Origin of the sequence: Pseudovibrio sp. Ad37 (assembly GCF_001623075.1) — a bacterium.
Classification (GTDB): Bacteria; Pseudomonadota; Alphaproteobacteria; order Rhizobiales; family Stappiaceae; genus Pseudovibrio.
The window spans coordinates 152,674-169,925 of the sequence record NZ_LMCF01000026.1 but is presented as its reverse complement, the minus strand read 5'-3'; the positions used below and the strand labels follow the sequence as shown (position 1 = coordinate 169,925).

Genomic DNA, 17,252 nt, shown 5'->3' with positions numbered 1-17,252 from the left:
TTACTCGTTGCGTGAAGCCCAAATAATCATCGAAAGGTGGAGGATACACTACAATACCAAACGCCCCCATAGTGCGCTGAACTTCCGCCCACCGGCTCCTGAAGTAATCATTCCAGTAGACCAAAGGCCAGTCATGCACTAACTTTCAAACCGGACCACTCAAGTGGGGCTGATCAGCTAAGCTTGACGCGCTTCACGTTGAATTGGCCGAGATGAGACGTGAGTTAAGCAGGCAAAAAGAAAATTCACGCATCTGACTAAGTTAGTTGCCTCTGGCATTTTCCAGATCCTTTCCTACATGAGGTAAGCGCTCATTTGATTTATGGGCTCGGGCACTTCGATCTTGGCTTGTTGGTTTTGATTGAACGGATTGATGTGTGTCTGGCTGAGGGCCATAGCACGGATTTGAGGATGACATATGCTTACTACGACCACTAACTCTCTCGATGGCAAAGAGATTTCCGAGTACAAAGGAATTGTTCACGGTGAAGCAATTCTGGGTGCGAACGTCTTTAAGGATCTGTTCGCTGGTATTCGCGATATTGTCGGTGGTCGTTCCGGCGCCTACGAGGGTGAACTGAAGAAAGCCCGTCAGATTGCGCTGCATGAGATGACTGAGGAAGCATCGCGCTATGGTGCAAATGCTGTGATCGGCATCGACATTGATTATGAAACAGTTGGCAGCAACGGTTCCATGTTGATGGTGACTGCAACTGGTACTGCTGTCACTTATCGCTAACGCATTATTCTTCGCGTATCCTTCCTGAAGAACTGGTGCAGGGTTCTGCCCTGCCCCACAACTTCTCCAAGTCGCTGACTTGCAAAGGGGCGTCATCTGTTCAAGGTTGGCAGAAGAGATTCTTCTGACCGGACTTATTTGAATGAATGCACGCTTCGCTTCTTCCAGAGATAACATTGATGATCTTGCCGAGCGGTTGCTGAATGGGCAGCGTGCAGCACTTGCGCGCGGCATAACGCTTGTTGAATCCAAGAAGCCAGCACACCGGGAGCAGGCCGAAGCGCTGCTGACCAAGGTGATGGGCTCTACCGGGAATGCATTCCGCATTGGTGTGACGGGCGTTCCGGGCGTTGGCAAGTCCACCACCATTGACACCTTTGGCTCCAATCTCACAGCAGCCGGGCACAAAGTGGCCGTGCTGGCTGTTGATCCGTCTTCTACGCGGACTGGCGGTTCCATTTTGGGTGATAAGACTCGTATGGCCCAGTTGGCTATAGATCGTAATGCCTTCATTCGCCCTTCCCCTTCTGCAGGCACGCTTGGCGGTGTGGCGGCTAAGACCCGCGAAAGCATGTTGCTTTGTGAGGCGGCTGGTTTTGATGTCATCCTGGTGGAGACGGTTGGCATTGGGCAATCCGAGACAACAGTTGCGCAGATGGTTGATTTCTTCCTCGTACTGATGTTGCCGGGTGCTGGTGATGAGCTGCAAGGGATCAAGAAGGGCGTGCTTGAGATTGCCGACCTTATTGCCGTGAACAAGGCAGAAGGTGACGGGCTGCTGCGGGCGCGGTCTGCGGCCTCTGAGTATCGTGCAGCTCTCAATATTCTTGCGCCACGTTCCAAGCACTGGTCTCCCCCTGTTCTGACGGTTTCCGGCCTTGCCAATGAGGGCCTTGATGAGGTGTGGGGGCAGCTCGGCATCTTCAAAGAACGGATGCAGGCGAGCGGTGACTGGGACAGTAAACGTGCTGAACAGCAGCTTGCATGGATGTGGGGCTTGCTGAACGAGAAGCTTCAGGCCGCATTGAAGGCAAACCCGGATATTCAAGCGGCGCTGCCTGATGTTGAAAGCGCGGTGAAATCCGGCAATCTGCCTGCAACGGCTGCAGCGAGTAAGCTGGCGAGCTTGTTCGGCATTTAAACCAGCGTTGGGGGACAAGATGACTGAGGATCAAGAGAGACTTTCACGACGTGCCCTGCTTGGTGCTGGTGTCATTGCCGGAGCTGGAACGCTTGTGGCTGCTCAGGACGCGCAGGCAGCAACGCCTTTGAGACCGGTGATCGCGGAGTTTCCTGCACCTCCTTTGCAGCAAGATGTCTCTGATGCGCTGCAAGCCGCAATGAATGAGACCGCAGCGCAAGGGCAGATCCTTCAGCTTGGTGCGGGCAATTTCTTCTGTTCAAACCTCTCTCTGCCCAGTGGGCTGAGCTTACGCGGCGTGCCCGGACATACACGTCTGGTGCTTAATGGAAGTGGCCCTCTTCTGCAGGGTATTCAGGGTGATCGTATTTGCCTGAGCGAACTTGTTTTTGATGGCAACGGCCTGTCACTATCCGACGACGTCTCGGCGCTGCTGTGGTTTTCTCAATGTGAGCGGCTTGATCTCAGTTCCTGTGAGATAACCAAGAGCAGCAAGGCTGGTTTGGTGCTGGAGCAATGTTCAGGGTCTGTTATTGGTAACCAGATCCACGCAATCGGAGATGTTGCTCTTCTCAGCTACAATGCTAGAGCGCTTCAGATTGAGCGGAATATCGTTTCTGACTGCGGAAACGGCGGTATTCTGGTGCATCGGTGGTCTGAAGGGCATGATGGTTCGATCATTTCCAGCAATCAAGTCTCCAACATTCAAGCGCAAAGTGGTGGAACCGGTCAAAATGGCAATGGCATCAATGTGTTTCGGGCGGACAATGTTACCATCTCCAACAACAAGGTGAGCGACTGCACGTTTTCCGCAATCCGCGCCAATGCTGCGTCAAATGTTGAGGTGCTTGGTAATACTTGCCATCGTTCCGGCGAGGTGGCTTTGTTTGTCGAGTTTGGTTTTCAGGGCGCTATTGTCAGCAATAACCTGATTGAGACAGCCGCCAACGGGATTTCCATCACCAACTTCCGTGAGGGTGGTCGTCTGGCCGTGTGCTCCAACAATGTATTGCGCGATATTACTGGCGCTGGGCCTTATGCGAAGGACAATCCGAGTTTTGGGGTTGGTATTGCGGTTGAGGCGGATACCAGTGTGACTGGCAATGTTGTCGAGGATGCGCGGGTTATTGGCATTAATCTGGGTTGGGGCCCGTATATGCGTAATTTGATTGCAGCTCAAAACACTGTGCGCTCTGCCCCGGTTGGCATTGCCGTCAGCTTTGCAGCTGAAGGACAAAGTGCGCTCATTTCCCAGAATATCATTGCGGGCTGCCCCGTGAATATCGCTGGCTTCAAGTGGGATGAGCAGGTGAGCGGGGATCTGGCGATTTCAACGGAGGATCTGCCACACTCCATACGCGTGACAGACAATCTTGTCAGTGCAGCTTAGGTGAGACAGCAGGAAGTGGACTTCCTGCCCTCCATCATCACATGGCGTTCAACAGACGCTTGAAGTCTGCAACGGGGCGCACTTCGCCGACGAGAACATCGCGACGGTTCTTCAGTTGCTGGTGTTCCCAGGCGTTCAGGCCTTTTTCCTCATCATCGGAAATATCCAGAAGCGATCTGATGGTGGATGCCATCATCACTTCTGCACCGCGTACGGAACCGTCTTCACATTTCAACGTTACACCGAAGCCTAGTTCTGGCAGGGCTGCACAGAAGACGCCTTCTGCACCAACTTTCACGAAGACACGACCTTTGAAGATATCCATGATCTCGGTGCAGAAGCGGTTTTTACCTGCGACCATATAAGGTTCGTTGACGCACGCTTCATAGAGTGTTTCTGCTGCACTGGCGCGGACTGGGTCAAGACCAACACCTGTTGCGAAGCGGGCAAAGGCCAGCGCTGTTTTCTGCTGGTCCATGGCGTAGGTCGGGATGGAACACCCATCTGTGCCACATACATCACGTGCCAGGATACCACCGCTCATCTGTTCCAGAACGTTGCGGATCTCCATCTGAACAGGGTGATCAAAATCGATGTAGTTTTCGGTTGGAATACCCAGAGTCTTGGCCATGGCCAGGAAACCGGCATGCTTGCCAGAGCAGTTGTTGTGCAGCTGACATGGGCTGTCATCGGTCTTCACAAGGCCGACGCAATCATCCATGTGCTTTGGCCATTGCGGGCCACACAGCAGGTCTTCTTCTGTCAGGCCCGCTTTGAAGAGCATGATGCGTGCGGAGTTGGCATGGGTCTCTTCGCCGTTATGGGAGGCGCAGGCCAGAGCCAGTTCTGCATCGTCAAAATCGAGGGCTTCAGCCGCGCCGGATTCCACCATTGGAATTGCCTGAAGAGCTTTGATTGCGGAGCGCGCAAAGATGCCCTGCTCCACGTCACCTGCGCTGAATGCCAGCTTACCATCGGCATCAACAATAGCGATTGAACCACGGTGACGGCTCTCGACAGTGGTGCCACGTGTCACTTCAACGAGTACGGGATTATCCATTCACTCAAACTTCCAAGGGTTGGATTACAGGCTAATTGATTATTTGCGGAAGGCTGTCAGTCGTCCTTGCTTGACCAAGCAGCTCCGGTTTGTTGTCGTCTGCATACTCTATTTTTGAGCGCAGAGCTACTTTTGCGAATTTGTCTTTATTTTTACGCGTATTCCCGAAAGCCAGAACTGATTATCAGAGAAGCAGCGTCTTCAGTTTGGTGCGAGCCCTTATGAAACCGCCAGTTCTCCCATCCAGACGCGCAATCGACCCAGAGCTTCTTGCAGGACTTCATCCTTTTTGCAGAAACAGAACCGGACGAAGGTCTGCGGGCCTTTGGTGCCGTAAAATGCTGAGATCGGAACGGCGGCAACGCCTGCCTGTTCCACCATTTTCTGGCAGAACTCCACGTCATTGCCTTTGAAGCCAAGTGGGGAGAAGTCGCAGGTGACAAAGTAGGTGCCTTCGCACGGCAGCACCTTAAAGCCCATGTCTTCCAGTGGTTTGGAGATCAGGTCACGCTTTGCTCTCAGGTCGTCTTCCAGCGAGGTGTAGTAGTCATCTCCTTTGCTCAGACCGTAGGCGACTGCTTTTTGCAGGTTTGGCGGTGTGGTGAAGGTGATGAACTGGTGCGCTTTGGCAATTGGTTCTAACAGGTTTGGAGCGGCTGTGATGTAGCCGACTTTCCAGCCTGTCAGTGAAAACGTCTTGCCCGCAGAGCCGATGCGGATGCAGCGATCACGCATCCCCGGAAGGGTCATGAGTGGTTTGTGCTTGTCGTCGGAAAAGACGATGTGCTCGTAGACTTCATCGCAGATCGCATAGCAATCAAACTCCAGGCACAGGTCTGCGATGAGTTGTAGTTCCTCCGTAGAGAAGACCTTCGCACTTGGGTTCATTGGGTTGTTGAGCAGGATAGCTTTTGTCTTGCTGGAGAACGCCTGGCGCAATGTCTCTTCACGCAGCTCCCAGTTTGGCGGTGTTACCTGCACGAAGACCGGAGTGGCGCCTGCCCCCTTGACCAGCGAGAGATAGCAGTCGTAAAGCGGCTCGATGAGGATGACTTCATCACCCGGCTCAACCAGCGCACAGATGCTGTCTGCCAGCGCTTCAGTGGCACCTGAGGTGACGAGTACTTCGCTCTGCCAATCTACATCCAGATCATAGAAGCGCTTGTTGTTCTCAGCAACGGCTTGTCGCAACGCCGGGACGCCCAACATGGGCGGGTACTGGTTTGGCCCTTCCATCAAGGTGTCAGCCGCAACCTGTCTCACATCCTGCGGGCCGTCTACATCCGGAAAGCCCTGCCCCAGATTGATGGCCTGATGTTCCATTGCCAGACGCGACATGCGCTCAAATACCGTTGTTTCTATTCCGGTAAATACTGAGTTTGTCGGTTTCATCCAGGGTGCTCCTTGCCTGACACGCTTCTTCGCAGGACGACAAGCTAACGATTAGGCGGCATCCTGCAAAGTCTGCATTAGATGCATTTCCTGCGTATTTCCACATAAAGCGGTTTCATCTATTGCGGATTTTTGTGCTCAAACCGTTTCTCAGGTTTCAGCGATACGCTTTGGAAATGCAGAAGCACTAGTAGCACCACATGGCATCCCATGCAGTGGTGAAGCTAGAGTTCCCGATAGTCGGGATGAGCAAGGCGGCAGGCAATGCCTGCGCTATTTGTTAGTAATGAGTCTTCGGCATCAGCTACACGCCTTGCCCGGGCTTTCTTATAATGAACTACGTCGCCTCTTTTGCCTATAAGGCACGATAGCCGGTTTTCCGGAAATACAGTGGCTTATCCAGTCAGGTTTCCCTGCCCGAACAGTTCCTCCGTCTTTGACAAACACATCTGCAAAAGTGGATTTCTCCAACCGGTACATCTGCATCCGTCGCCGCGTGATACCCTATAGTCCTGGGCCCTTCCCCTCAAACCATGCGGTCACGTTTGAAGTTCGGTTCACCGGACCACTGAAAGGTGCGTTACGTCTTCCAATAGCCCCGCCCAACCTACGACAAACTGACGGTCGCTCCGCCAGCAGCCCGTTACGTAGGCATGCGCTTAGTATGGACACGGTTTGAGGCCGGGGGGATAAGTTTTTTTGATTGAGTTGGTGGCATCTGCTCGGCTTTTTCTTCCAAAATCGAGAAGGTGGTGCCTTTGGCTCTGGGTACCGGATCTCCACTCCGTTCCGTCCGGCATGACGGCGGTGGTCCAAGCGAACCTGACAGCTCCCCCTCAGCCGTCTTCCCGCACTTGATGCGGGATCTAGTGAAGCGAGCCAGCAGCTCAACCTTTTGACTTTCAAAAGATTTCCTTGCTCAACATTGGATGGTCAGTTTAGAGTCTACTCGCATTAGTTGTGGGAGCGTATTCTAATGACAGAAACTTCACTTTCAGGATTTGACGATCGCTCAGAGCGTCTGTTTATCCATTTTGATGTTAATGACCACTCTCTTAAGCTCGACACCTTTATTCAAACAGCGGACAGCGTTCGAAACATCATTGATGCGCTAGACGAAACATTCTTCCAAGGTTCTTTACAGTATGAGCTGATCGTCTTCCCCCCTGAAGATGGTAGCTTTCTATCGAAACTGGGCTTCTGTGTGCTCTCCTCTCTTAGCGCTGTGTACGCTTTTATATGCACCGAACCCGGTGCTGCCTTTACAAAAGGCCTTACAGGAGAAACCCCGTCTTATTGGTTTGAGCAAGCAGGGTATAAGGTTCTAGAAGAAGCAAAATGGATTTCAGAGCAACTGACCACCGATGAAGCGAACGCGGCTGAACTAAAAACCGACAGGAACCTTGCAACCATAGCTGATGCATCATCCTGTCAGGCTACCGCACGGGTGGTCATTTCGATGACACGCAGCTTGCTTGAAAAAAACACTGATGAACTAAGCAAACTAGGTATGGAAAGTGGAAGCTTGCCTGATGCCTTGGATGCACGCGCTGATTTTTATGCAGCTTGTATCAATAATAATGTCATCAAACGTATCGGCTTCACACCCAACAATGATTTCCCCATCCACCGCAACTCTTTTCCTGAGCGGGCCCAGAAACCCACACGGAACGATGAAGAGGAAGAGCAGCCTGAATGGTTGATCTCAATCGAAAACATCTATGTCACTTCCCCCAACTGGGACAAGGAAGACCAGAAAACACGACAATGGAAAGGAAAAGATCAGGTTCGCCGCAATTGCTATTTTGTGATTGAAGATGCGGAGTTCTGGCAACTAGTCAAAAAGAAAAACGTGCACGTTGAAGTGTTGAATAATCTCAAAGTGCAATGGGCTCGTCAGTTTATCAATGGCAAGTCTAAGAACCGGCGCGTTCTAAGAGTATTAGAGCTCAATGGGAATAAGCTAGCAGAGCCTCTAACATCAGATGCAATTAAGGCAATACTGGGTGACTACTCATACTCAAATACCCCTCGTGATCAACCATCACTGTTCGATGACTAATACTAGATAGAGCCTCATCAGATAGTGAACGGTCCTTCATCTAAACATGCCTCCATCTTTTACGGATACGCTAATAGCTCCAATGCCCAGTTATTGGATTAACCAAATCCGCACCCCGTGCATAGCTATTATGTGTTGGGGGACTGGTGTTTTTGATGATATTCCCGTATAAGCGCGTCAAAAGGGAGACAAAAACCGCTCAAATTTTAGCGGTCTCCTGGCTGAATAGCTCTTGTCCTTGAGCAGTAAACCTCTTGGTTTCACACGGACTTCACAGTGCGTGCCTAGGATTTGCCCATTACTTTAAAACAGTACCAAGAATCCCATTGGAGGTGCTACTTGCATTCGTCCTCGAAGGCGCACGCGCCCGAAAAGACTGGCTTTACAGCCAATACTATTAAGGTTGAGCTCCTCTCCGGGCTAACCGTTGCTCTTGCTCTGGTTCCAGAAGCTGTTGCATTCGCATTTGTTGCTCAGGTTGAACCGCTTGTCGGTCTGTACGCGGCCTTCATCGTCGGCATTATTACTGCTGTTTTCGGTGGTCGTCCGGGCATGATCTCTGGTGCAACCGGCGCACTTGCCGTTGTTATGGTCTCACTCGTGGTGACCTACGGCGTGGAATACCTGTTTGCGACCGTTGTGCTGATGGGCATCCTTCAGCTGATCTTCGGCGTTATGCGCTGGGGTAAGTTTATCCGCATGGTGCCGCACCCGGTTATGCTTGGGTTTGTGAACGGTCTTGCGATCGTGATCTTTCTTGCGCAAATGGGCCAGTTCCAGACCGTTGATGAAGTGACTGGCACAACAAGCTGGCTTGCAGGCATGGACCTGACGTTGATGCTTGGTCTTGTTGCGTTGACCATGGCTGTGATCTGGTATCTGCCAAAGCTGACCAATGCTATTCCTGCCCCACTGGCAGCTATTGTTGTTGTTTCTGTGATCGTGATTGGCCTTGAGCTTAACGTTCAGACCGTTGGCGATCTGGCTCCGATTTCTGGTGGCCTGCCTGAATTCCACATCCCTATGGTTCCACTGAACCTTGAGACCCTGCAGATCATCCTGCCATACTCCATCATTCTTGCTGCGATCGGCCTGATTGAAAGCCTTTTGACGCTGAACCTTGTTTCTGAAATGACAGATACACGCGGTGGCGCTTCCAAAGAGTGTCTTGCTCAGGGTGCTGCAAACGTTGTGACTGGCTTCTTTGGCGGCATGGGCGGTTGTGCGATGATTGGTCAGTCCATGATCAACGTGAAATCCGGTGGCCGGACACGCCTTGCAGGTATTGCTGCAGCGCTGTTTTTGCTCAGCTTCATTCTGTTTGCCTCTTCTTTAATTGAGCGGATCCCGCTGGCAGCTCTGGTTGGCGTGATGTTCATGGTGGTGATTGGCACCTTTGCGTGGAACACCTTCAAGATCCTGCACAAGATCCCACGGACTGATGCGATTGTTATTGCACTGGTGACTGGTGTGACTGTGTATTCTGACCTTGCTGTTGCTGTTGTGGTTGGCGTGATTGTTTCTGCGCTTGCTTATGCATGGAACGCATCCAAACGTATTGATGCTCACACAACAACTAACTCTGAAGGCCAGAAGATCTACAAACTGGAAGGTCCGCTGTTCTTCGGTTCTGCTGCTGGTTTCCAAGAGATCTTTGATCCTCAGTCTGACCCGGATGATGTGATTGTTGACTTCATCAATTCCCGCGTGGTGGACCATTCCGGTTTGCAGGCAATTGATGCACTGGCAACGCGCTATGAGCAGGTTGGCAAGACCTTGCATCTGCGTCATCTGTCTCCGGATTGTAAAGACCTGCTGCACAAAGCTGGCAGCATGGTTGAGGTCGCCGTTCTGGAAGATCCGCATTACGGTATCGCGGTTGATTATGATGCAGAGATGCAAGAGACCAAACCAGCTACGAGCTGATGCAGGTTTCCTAAGCTGATACAGAAAAGGCGGAGCACGATGGCTCCGCCTTTTTTATTCGCTCAAGCCGTTTGGCTTATCCGCGCTGGCCTTGCGCCTTGCCGTGACCATGACCGTGGCCACCTTTGCGGTCCTTCTGGCCTTTGCGCCAGTCTTTCTTCATCTTCTTGAAGTCTGCGGAGGTGATGACGCCGTCGTTGTTACGGTCCATGCGTTTCATCATCTGAGCAGTTGGTGCAAAGAACTCTTCCTGTGTCACTTTCAGGTCGCCGTCAGCATCCAGACGCTGGAAGGAACGCACGTACATTGGTTCTTTGAACTCAGCTGCGATGGTTCTGAAACCAGCCAGGTCAACAGGGCTATTTGCGAAGAGCTGGTCAGCGAGTTTGTTCAACTCGTCCTTGGAGATCTTGCCGTTCTTGTCCAGATCAACCTTGGCGAACATTGCGCCCATCATTTCACCGCGCATACCTTTGCCTCCGTGCTTGCCAAAGCTCATCATGCCCTGATCGCGTGGGCCATCACCCCAGCCACCTTTGCCTTGCTTGCCGTCGGCTTGCTTACCGCCGCGAGAGCCTTTCTGCCAGCCGTCCTTGCCATCCTTACCTTGTTTGCCATCGCCCCAGCTGCCTTTGCCGCCCTTGCCATCCTGCATCTTGGCCATGCGGTCGCCCATGCGCTTTTTCATCTTGTCCATGCGCGCTGTCATGCGTTCTGCCTTATCAAGGAACTCTTCGCGGGTCACCTGACCATCACCGTTGCTGTCAAAGCGCTGGAAGATGCGGACTGAACGGTCTTTACTGCGCTCGGATGCACGATCTGCGGCAAAGACTTTCCATTCTTCCAGAGTGACTGCGCCTTCGCCAGCTGTGTCTGCTTTTGCAAAGTCTGCTTTGCGTTTTGTTTCAATTTCAGCTGTGGTGACTGAGCCGTCTTTGTTTGCGTCAAAATTTGTAAAGAACTGGGAAGACATCTTCTTGCCAAAGCTTCCGCCAAAACCCGGAGCAGCCATGGCAGGAGACAGAGCGGTACCAGCAATCAATGCAGCTACAGAGCCAGCCATAATAGTTTTTAAATTCATCATGTCGTGTTCTCCTAAAAATCAAAGCCTAAAACGAGGGGAAGGTTTGTGTGAGTGTGCTTCGATAAACAGAAGGTAGGAGCGAAGTGTCGCAAAACTACACCAGAAAACACGCTGTTTTGTCACAGTATTTGCCAGAATATCGGGTTGGGACAGTTTGATACATTTTTGGGTACTGAGAACCTTTCGCAGGCCCCGGGAATACGGCATAAGTTAGGCATCGCATACTATATGGTCTTTCACAGGTAATGGGAGACGAGACTTACAGCGAGGATGCATGTCTCAGAGTACAGCACATATTCTTATCGTCGATGATCATCGGGATATCCGGGAAAGCCTTGCCCGGTATCTGACTAAGAATAATATGCGTACGACCGTGGCAGAAAGCGCAGCTGCTGCGCGTAAAGCTCTGAGGAACTCCTCCATTGATCTTGTGGTGCTGGACATCATGATGCCAGGTGAAGACGGTTTGTCACTCTGCCGGCATCTGGTGGAAACCAATCAGGCCCCTGTGATCCTGCTGACGGCGATGGCTGAAGATACAGACCGCGTTGTAGGCCTTGAGATTGGTGCAGATGATTATGTGACCAAACCTTTCAATCCGCGTGAGCTGCTGGCCCGCATCCGCGCTGTGCTGCGCCGTGCCACCAGTGTTCCGCGGGAACGTGACCCCATCGATACAGAAAAACTGGCGTTTAACGGCTGGGTTCTGGATACTGCACGGCGTGAACTGATTGATCCGGAAGATGTGAGCGTCCCGCTGTCCTCCGGTGAGTTTCAGCTGCTGTTGGCGTTTTTGAAGCGGCCTCGCGTAGTGTTGTCACGCGAGCAGCTGCTTGATCTGACCTCTGGCCGGTCACTGGGTGTGTTTGACCGGTCCATCGACAATCAGGTTTCCCGGTTGCGCCGGAAGATCGAGATTGATCCCAAAAATCCGGAGTTGATCAAAACTGTCTGGGGGGGCGGTTACACCTTTACCGGTGAAGTCAAAGAAGTCACTCAATGAAGTTTCTCAGGTACTTGATCCCGCGCCGTCTCGCACCCCAGCTCATTTTGCTGCTGCTGGCTGCGCTTATCTTTTCGCAGGTCGTCAGTTTTGTTCTGCTGGGACGAGAGCGTCAGGTGGCGCTTGCCAATCTTGCCCGCGACAATGCTTTGTGGCGCACTGCCAATGTGGTGAAGCTGCTCGAAGCGACACCGCCCAAACTGCAAAAGCAGGTTTTAAAAACCGTTTCCAACACACGCACACGCTTTACGATTGGCGACACTCCGGTTGTTGATGAAACAGGCGGTGATGAAAGCATGGAAGCGCGGCTTGCCAATTATCTGAAACGCAAGCTGGATCATGACAGGCAGGCCCGTGTTGCGGTCATTTACAATGAGCGTTTTCAAGGAGACATGAAAGATAAGTGGCGCGAGCGAACTTCTCCGCCTCCAGAAGGACGTGAACGCTCTCCGCATGACTCCATGCAGGCGATGCATGACCGACGGGATGATTATTTCAAAAAATACCGCTGGTTTTCTCTAAAAGGCGTTCAGCTCTTTGCTGCCATTGAGCTGAAGAATGGCCAGTGGCTCAACATCGAGAGCAACTTCCGGCTTCCGAAACCCTCATTTGTGCCGATATTGCTGCCGATCGTCATTATGGCTTTGCTGACCATCCTGATCATCTGGGTCTCAGTGTACCGCCTTACGAAACCGCTTCGAACGCTGGAAGCTGCTGCCAATGATCTTGGCCGCGGTGCTGATGTAAAGCCGCTGAAAGAAGCGGGACCAGCTGAGGTACGAGCTGTGACGCGTTCGTTCAACCAGATGCAGGAGCGTTTGACACGGTTTATTTCTGACCGTACTCGCATGCTGGCAGCAATCAGCCATGATTTGCGTACTCCGATCACTTCACTACGCATTCGGGCCGAGTTTATTGATGATGACGAAGACCGGGAACGCATGATCGCCACGCTGGATGAAATGCAGGCTATGGTGGAGGAAACGCTTGCCTTTACCCGTGAGGATTCCAAGCAGGAAGAACTGCGTTCTGTAGACCTTGGTGGTTTGCTGGAGAGCATCGCCAATGATCAGGAGGACATGGGCAACCATGTGAGCGTTGAGGCGCAAAACCGGGTTGTGCTGAAGTGTCGTCCAATGTCACTTAAACGCGCCTTCCAAAACCTGATTGGCAATGCGATCCGTTATGGTGAGGAGGCTGATGTCTCCTTCCTGATTGATGAGGCTCATGCTGAGGTTCGCATCGCAGACAAAGGTCCGGGCATCCCGCAGAACCGCCTTGAAGACGTTTTTGAGCCGTTTGTTCGTCTGGAGGAATCCAGGAATGAACAGACCGGCGGCATTGGTCTGGGCCTTGCAATCACACGCAGCATCATTCATGCGCAAGGCGGTACTATTCGTCTTGAAAATGGCAAAGAAAAAGGCCTTGTCGCGATTGTGAGACTGCCGCTTTAACACCCACCTTGAGTGAGAGAGATTAAGGCTTCTGTTACCCTAGCAGAAGGCACTCTCTCACGTCACATCTCTCTACTTCGTCACTGCTCTGCATAACAACAAAAAAGCAGAGAACAATGACAGATCCAACCTCTCCTAAACTCTTGCTGCCAGCACTTGATACAGCATCAAATGCCGGTAATTCCGCCGAAACACTTGCTCAAGATGGCTACAAAGCCGTGGGACGTTATTACTCCCAGCACAGCTGGAAACAGTTAACCAGAGCAGAAGCCTCTGAGCTCTTTGCAGCCGACCTGAACATCTTTGTGGTTTATGAAGACAGCAATGATGCTCCGTCCTATTTCTCATCAGAAATTGGAATTCAACAGGCGCTACGAGCACTTTATCAGGCAGATGCCGTCATCCATCAGCCAAGGCAAACCGGCATCTATTTTGCTGTCGATTATGATGCATCAAGCTATGACTACACCCATTACATCAGGCCTTACCTGAGAGCGATCAACGATGTTTTTGCTTCCTTTGGCTATCCCTACCATGTGGGCGTTTATGGCAATGGTCTCGTCTGTTCCTGTGCCAAAGATGATGGTCTTGCCAACCTGACATGGCTTTCTCAGTCAACGGGTTACTATGACTATCAGGAATACAAGCAATCTGGAGACTGGAACATTCTTCAAGGTCCTTACGTGACAATTGCTGGTACTCAATACGATCAGGACACGCTCAATCTGAACCGAGGCTCTTATGGTGGCTTTGGAGGCTTTGCAACTCCTTCCTGCTCCAAATGAGGTCTAAACCTTCCATTGGATCATCCTTCCAAACCCAGCGTATAACTTCGCTAACCATTGGAACTGGTAGGCTCTCACGGTCTTTCTCTCATGTTCGTCATCACTCTGCATAACAATAAGAAGCAGAGAAGCAATGACTGACGATAAAGGCATCAAGACCGAACCTGCCGTTGATACAGCTGAAGGTGTGGAAGTGCTGGCGAGCGCGATCGCCAAGAAAGGGTACAAGGCCGTTGGGCGTTACTACTCTTTTTCCAAGTGGAAGCAGTTGCAGCCAACGGAAGCCCAGCAGTTGATTGCTGCGGGCCTTTCCATCATCACTGTATATGAGGATAGCAACGACAGGCCATCCTCCTTTACGAGTGCTGCAGGAACACAGCAAGCTCAACAAGCGCTGCATCTGGCGCAGGATGTAATCAGGCAGCCCAAAGGCTCTGGCATCTACTTTGCCGTTGACTATGACGCGTCCTATTACGACTACGTGCACTACATCACGCCCTACTTCAAAGAAATCCAGTCAGTCTTTGAAAAGGCCGGAAATCCTTACAAGATTGGCATCTATGGAAATGGATTGGTTGCCGCCAATGCCTTGCAAGACGGCCTTGTGGATCTGACATGGTTAAGCCAGTCACAAGGGTTTCGCGACTACAAGAAATTCCGCGATTCCAGAAAGTGGAACATCCTACAAGGGCCGGCTATAAAAATTTCAGGGACTGAGTTTGATGGTGACACAATCAACCTGACAAACGGCGATTTTGGCGGCTTTACCCACCTTGTACCCAAGGATGACAGCTGAGTTCAGACTCTTAGAGTATCATTTAAGCGAACCCTGCGCAGTTGTTTGGGACTGCGCAGGGTTTTCTCTTTTATGCTGAAACGCCGAACTTGGCTTTTGCTTCCAAACGGCGTTGGTGCAGGACAGGTTCGGTGTAACCGCTTGGCTGGACGCGGCCTTTGAATACCAGATCACAAGCAGCCTGGAAGGCGACAGAGTTGTCGAAGTCCGGTGCCATATTGTGATAGGCCGCATCGCCCGCGTTCTGCTCATCCACCACAGCGGCCATGCGCTTCATTATCTCCATCACTTGCTCTTTTGAGCAGACATTGTGATGCAGCCAGTTGGCGATGTGCTGGGAAGAGATGCGGCAGGTGGCACGGTCTTCCATCAAGGCCACGTTGTGAATGTCCAGCACCTTGGAACAACCAGTACCGTGTTCTACCCAGCGGACAACATAACCAAGGATACCTTGTGCGTTGTTCTCAACTTCCGCCTGAATATCTTCCGGCGTCCAGTTTGGATTGGTCGCAACCGGAATAGACAGAATGTCGTCCAGCTTGGCTGGCTCGCGGCTTGCCAGTTCTTCCTGAACGGCTGGCACACAGACCTGATGGTAATGCATGGCATGCAAGGTTGCTGCGGTTGGAGATGGAACCCATGCGGTGTTGGCACCGGCTTTTGGATGCCCGATCTTCTGCTCCAACATAGCGTGCATCAGGTCCGGCATAGCCCACATGCCTTTACCTATTTGTGCATGCTCTCTCAAACCGCAGGCAAGACCGGTGTCCACGTTGTGGTTCTCATAAGCGTTGATCCATGCTGCTTGCTTCATGTCCGCCTTGCGGATCATCGGGCCAGCTTCCATGGAGGTGTGGATTTCATCACCAGTGCGATCAAGGAAGCCGGTGTTGATGAAGCAGACACGGGCTTTGGCTGCGCGAATGCACTCTTTGAGGTTGACCGTGGTGCGGCGTTCCTCATCCATGATACCCATTTTCAAGGTGTTGCGCGGCAGTTCCAGAACGTCTTCAACGTGGCCAAACAGCTCGTTTGCGAAGGTGACTTCTTCCGGGCCATGCATCTTTGGTTTCACGATGTAAACCGAGCCAGCCACAGAGTTCATGTTGCGGGCTGTTGCACCTTTGCGCAGGCCAATGTCATGCACTGCACAAAGAGCTGTCACCATGGCGTCCATGATGCCTTCGAAGACCTCATTGCCGTCCTCATCAAGGATTGCCGGATTGGTCATCAGATGGCCAACGTTGCGCACCAGCATCAGGGAGCGCCCTTTCAGAGCCAATGCATCACCCTGCGCATCTGTATAGTGGCGGTCAGCATTCAACGTACGGGTGAAGGTTTTGCCGCCTTTTGCGACTTCTTCCTTCAGATCGCCGCTCATCAGGCCCAGCCAATTGCGGTAGGCTAGTGCTTTGTCTTCACCATCGACGGCAGCAACAGAGTCTTCGCAGTCCATGATTGTGGAGATGGCAGATTCTAAAATGATATCGCTGATGCCAGCTTTGTCCGCAGCGCCGATCGGGCTGGAGCTGTCAAACAGAACATCAAAGTGCAGGCCGTTTTTCTGCAGCAGGATAGAGGTTGGCGCGTCTTTGTCGCCTGCATAGCCAACAAACCCGAGCGGATCCTGCAGGCCAGCCATGTCTTCGTTTTCAAGGGTCAGGGCCAGAGAACCACCCATAATGGCGAATTCTTTGACATCAACCCAGCTGCCTTCATCCAACGGCAGAGCTTCATCCAGCTTTTTGCGGGCGTAAGCGATCACTTCTGCGCCGCGCTTTTCGTCATACCCGCCTGCTTGTGGTGTCGTACCCATGGCATCGGTGCCATAGAGCGCGTCATACAGGGAGCCCCAGCGTGCATTGGCTGCGTTAAGGGCGTAGCGCGCATTCATCACTGGCACAACGAGCTGAGGGCCTGCAATCTCTGCGATTTCCGGGTCTACATTGTCTGTCTCAACTTCAAAGCTGTCACCCTCTGGCAAGAGGTAGCCGAGCTCTTTGAGGAATGCCTTGTAGCTTTCAAGATCAATGGTACCGGGATTGGCTTTGTGCCAGTCGTCAATCTTGGTCTGGATATCTTCACGGATCTGGAGCAACTCGCGGTTCTTCGGTGTCAGATCCTTGATGATCTGCGAAAAGCCTTCCCAGAACTGATCGGATGACACACCGGTTCCCGGAAGCGCTTCTTTTTCGATGAAGTCATGGAGCTCTGGTGAAACCTGTAGTGATGCAACACTTACTCTTTGCGACATGGGTCCCCCTCGTATTGTCATTTTTTAGCAGGATATGCCGTCACTTCCTGCCGCTGAGTTTTTCAAACCAAACCCTTGCAAATTCAATCTCAAGTTTCAATGCATCAATTCGTTTCCGGCTCTTTCAAAACACAGGTGATTGAATGACAAGCTTTGGTCACGCGGT

General features: G+C 52.0%; 14 protein-coding genes. 10 read left to right on the top strand and 4 right to left on the bottom strand.

Features of this window, described 5'->3' with window-relative positions:
* From PsAD37_RS27430 to PsAD37_RS08335, 4 genes are all read left to right on the top strand, one after another.
* The coding region (locus PsAD37_RS27430) for an integrase core domain-containing protein (protein WP_153039653.1) at window positions 1–142 on the top strand (142 nt) is incomplete at its 5' end.
* 276 nt (window positions 143–418) lie between these two features.
* Window positions 419–739, top strand: coding sequence for a heavy metal-binding domain-containing protein (locus PsAD37_RS08345; RefSeq protein WP_063295737.1), 321 nt, complete (start codon window positions 419–421; stop codon window positions 737–739).
* 142 nt (window positions 740–881) lie between these two features.
* On the top strand, window positions 882–1,880 hold the full coding sequence (gene meaB, locus PsAD37_RS08340) for a methylmalonyl Co-A mutase-associated GTPase MeaB (RefSeq protein ID WP_063295736.1): 999 nt from the start codon (window positions 882–884) through the stop codon (window positions 1,878–1,880).
* Window positions 1,881–1,899: 19 nt separating this feature from the next.
* Window positions 1,900–3,270 (top strand): TIGR03808 family TAT-translocated repetitive protein, encoded by a 1,371-nt coding sequence (locus PsAD37_RS08335; RefSeq protein ID WP_063295735.1) that lies wholly within the window; start codon window positions 1,900–1,902, stop codon window positions 3,268–3,270.
* A gap of 37 nt (window positions 3,271–3,307) precedes the next feature.
* Here PsAD37_RS08335 and PsAD37_RS08330 read toward each other — a convergent pair whose 3' ends face one another.
* Both PsAD37_RS08330 and PsAD37_RS08325 read right to left on the bottom strand, forming a co-directional pair.
* A complete protein-coding gene (locus PsAD37_RS08330; protein ID WP_057465847.1) occupies window positions 3,308–4,330 on the bottom strand; it encodes an asparaginase in 1,023 nt (340 codons plus the stop codon).
* 219 nt (window positions 4,331–4,549) lie between these two features.
* The gene (locus PsAD37_RS08325; protein ID WP_063295734.1) at window positions 4,550–5,722 is read right to left on the bottom strand and encodes an aminotransferase; all 1,173 of its coding nucleotides are present in this window, start codon (window positions 5,720–5,722) and stop codon (window positions 4,550–4,552) included.
* A 976-nt stretch (window positions 5,723–6,698) separates the two neighbouring features.
* On the opposite strand from PsAD37_RS08325, the gene PsAD37_RS08320 reads away from it, so the two are divergent.
* Window positions 6,699–7,784: a hypothetical protein gene (locus tag PsAD37_RS08320; protein ID WP_063295733.1), complete on the top strand. Its 1,086-nt coding sequence runs from the start codon at window positions 6,699–6,701 to the stop codon at window positions 7,782–7,784.
* Between the two features lie 339 nt (window positions 7,785–8,123).
* On the top strand, window positions 8,124–9,710 hold the full coding sequence (locus PsAD37_RS08315) for a SulP family inorganic anion transporter (RefSeq protein WP_063295732.1): 1,587 nt from the start codon (window positions 8,124–8,126) through the stop codon (window positions 9,708–9,710).
* Between the two features lie 76 nt (window positions 9,711–9,786).
* Here PsAD37_RS08315 and PsAD37_RS08310 read toward each other — a convergent pair whose 3' ends face one another.
* Entirely contained in the window at window positions 9,787–10,794 is a 1,008-nt protein-coding gene (locus tag PsAD37_RS08310; protein WP_063295731.1) for an EF-hand domain-containing protein, read from the bottom strand.
* A 274-nt stretch (window positions 10,795–11,068) separates the two neighbouring features.
* On the opposite strand from PsAD37_RS08310, the gene PsAD37_RS08305 reads away from it, so the two are divergent.
* From PsAD37_RS08305 to PsAD37_RS08290, 4 genes are all read left to right on the top strand, one after another.
* Complete coding sequence (locus PsAD37_RS08305) at window positions 11,069–11,797, top strand: response regulator (protein WP_063295730.1); 729 nt, start codon at window positions 11,069–11,071, stop codon at window positions 11,795–11,797.
* Window positions 11,794–13,251: an ATP-binding protein gene (locus PsAD37_RS08300; RefSeq protein ID WP_063295729.1), complete on the top strand. Its 1,458-nt coding sequence runs from the start codon at window positions 11,794–11,796 to the stop codon at window positions 13,249–13,251. The genes PsAD37_RS08305 and PsAD37_RS08300 overlap by 4 nt, the downstream gene beginning before the upstream one ends.
* 116 nt (window positions 13,252–13,367) lie before the next feature.
* A complete protein-coding gene (locus PsAD37_RS08295) occupies window positions 13,368–14,036 on the top strand; it encodes a DUF1906 domain-containing protein (RefSeq protein ID WP_063295728.1) in 669 nt (222 codons plus the stop codon).
* Window positions 14,037–14,169: 133 nt separating this feature from the next.
* Window positions 14,170–14,832: a DUF1906 domain-containing protein gene (locus PsAD37_RS08290; RefSeq protein WP_063295727.1), complete on the top strand. Its 663-nt coding sequence runs from the start codon at window positions 14,170–14,172 to the stop codon at window positions 14,830–14,832.
* 70 nt (window positions 14,833–14,902) lie between these two features.
* On the opposite strand, the gene PsAD37_RS08285 is transcribed toward PsAD37_RS08290, so the two are convergent.
* Complete coding sequence (locus PsAD37_RS08285; RefSeq protein WP_063295726.1) at window positions 14,903–17,086, bottom strand: malate synthase G; 2,184 nt, start codon at window positions 17,084–17,086, stop codon at window positions 14,903–14,905.
* Between the last annotated feature and the right edge of the window lie 166 nt (window positions 17,087–17,252).

What these genes read in the sequence shown, in the direction of transcription:
- PsAD37_RS08345 (WP_063295737.1), top strand. Translation starts at nt 419, where the DNA reads ATGCTTACTACGACCACTAACTCTCTCGATGGCAAAGAGATTTCCGAG.
- meaB (WP_063295736.1), top strand. Translation starts at nt 882, where the DNA reads ATGAATGCACGCTTCGCTTCTTCCAGAGATAACATTGATGATCTTGCC.
- PsAD37_RS08335 (WP_063295735.1), top strand. Translation starts at nt 1,900, where the DNA reads ATGACTGAGGATCAAGAGAGACTTTCACGACGTGCCCTGCTTGGTGCT.
- PsAD37_RS08330 (WP_057465847.1), bottom strand. Translation starts at nt 4,330, where the DNA reads ATGGATAATCCCGTACTCGTTGAAGTGACACGTGGCACCACTGTCGAG.
- PsAD37_RS08325 (WP_063295734.1), bottom strand. Translation starts at nt 5,722, where the DNA reads ATGAAACCGACAAACTCAGTATTTACCGGAATAGAAACAACGGTATTT.
- PsAD37_RS08320 (WP_063295733.1), top strand. Translation starts at nt 6,699, where the DNA reads ATGACAGAAACTTCACTTTCAGGATTTGACGATCGCTCAGAGCGTCTG.
- PsAD37_RS08310 (WP_063295731.1), bottom strand. Translation starts at nt 10,794, where the DNA reads ATGATGAATTTAAAAACTATTATGGCTGGCTCTGTAGCTGCATTGATT.
- PsAD37_RS08305 (WP_063295730.1), top strand. Translation starts at nt 11,069, where the DNA reads ATGTCTCAGAGTACAGCACATATTCTTATCGTCGATGATCATCGGGAT.
- PsAD37_RS08300 (WP_063295729.1), top strand. Translation starts at nt 11,794, where the DNA reads ATGAAGTTTCTCAGGTACTTGATCCCGCGCCGTCTCGCACCCCAGCTC.
- PsAD37_RS08295 (WP_063295728.1), top strand. Translation starts at nt 13,368, where the DNA reads ATGACAGATCCAACCTCTCCTAAACTCTTGCTGCCAGCACTTGATACA.
- PsAD37_RS08290 (WP_063295727.1), top strand. Translation starts at nt 14,170, where the DNA reads ATGACTGACGATAAAGGCATCAAGACCGAACCTGCCGTTGATACAGCT.
- PsAD37_RS08285 (WP_063295726.1), bottom strand. Translation starts at nt 17,086, where the DNA reads ATGTCGCAAAGAGTAAGTGTTGCATCACTACAGGTTTCACCAGAGCTC.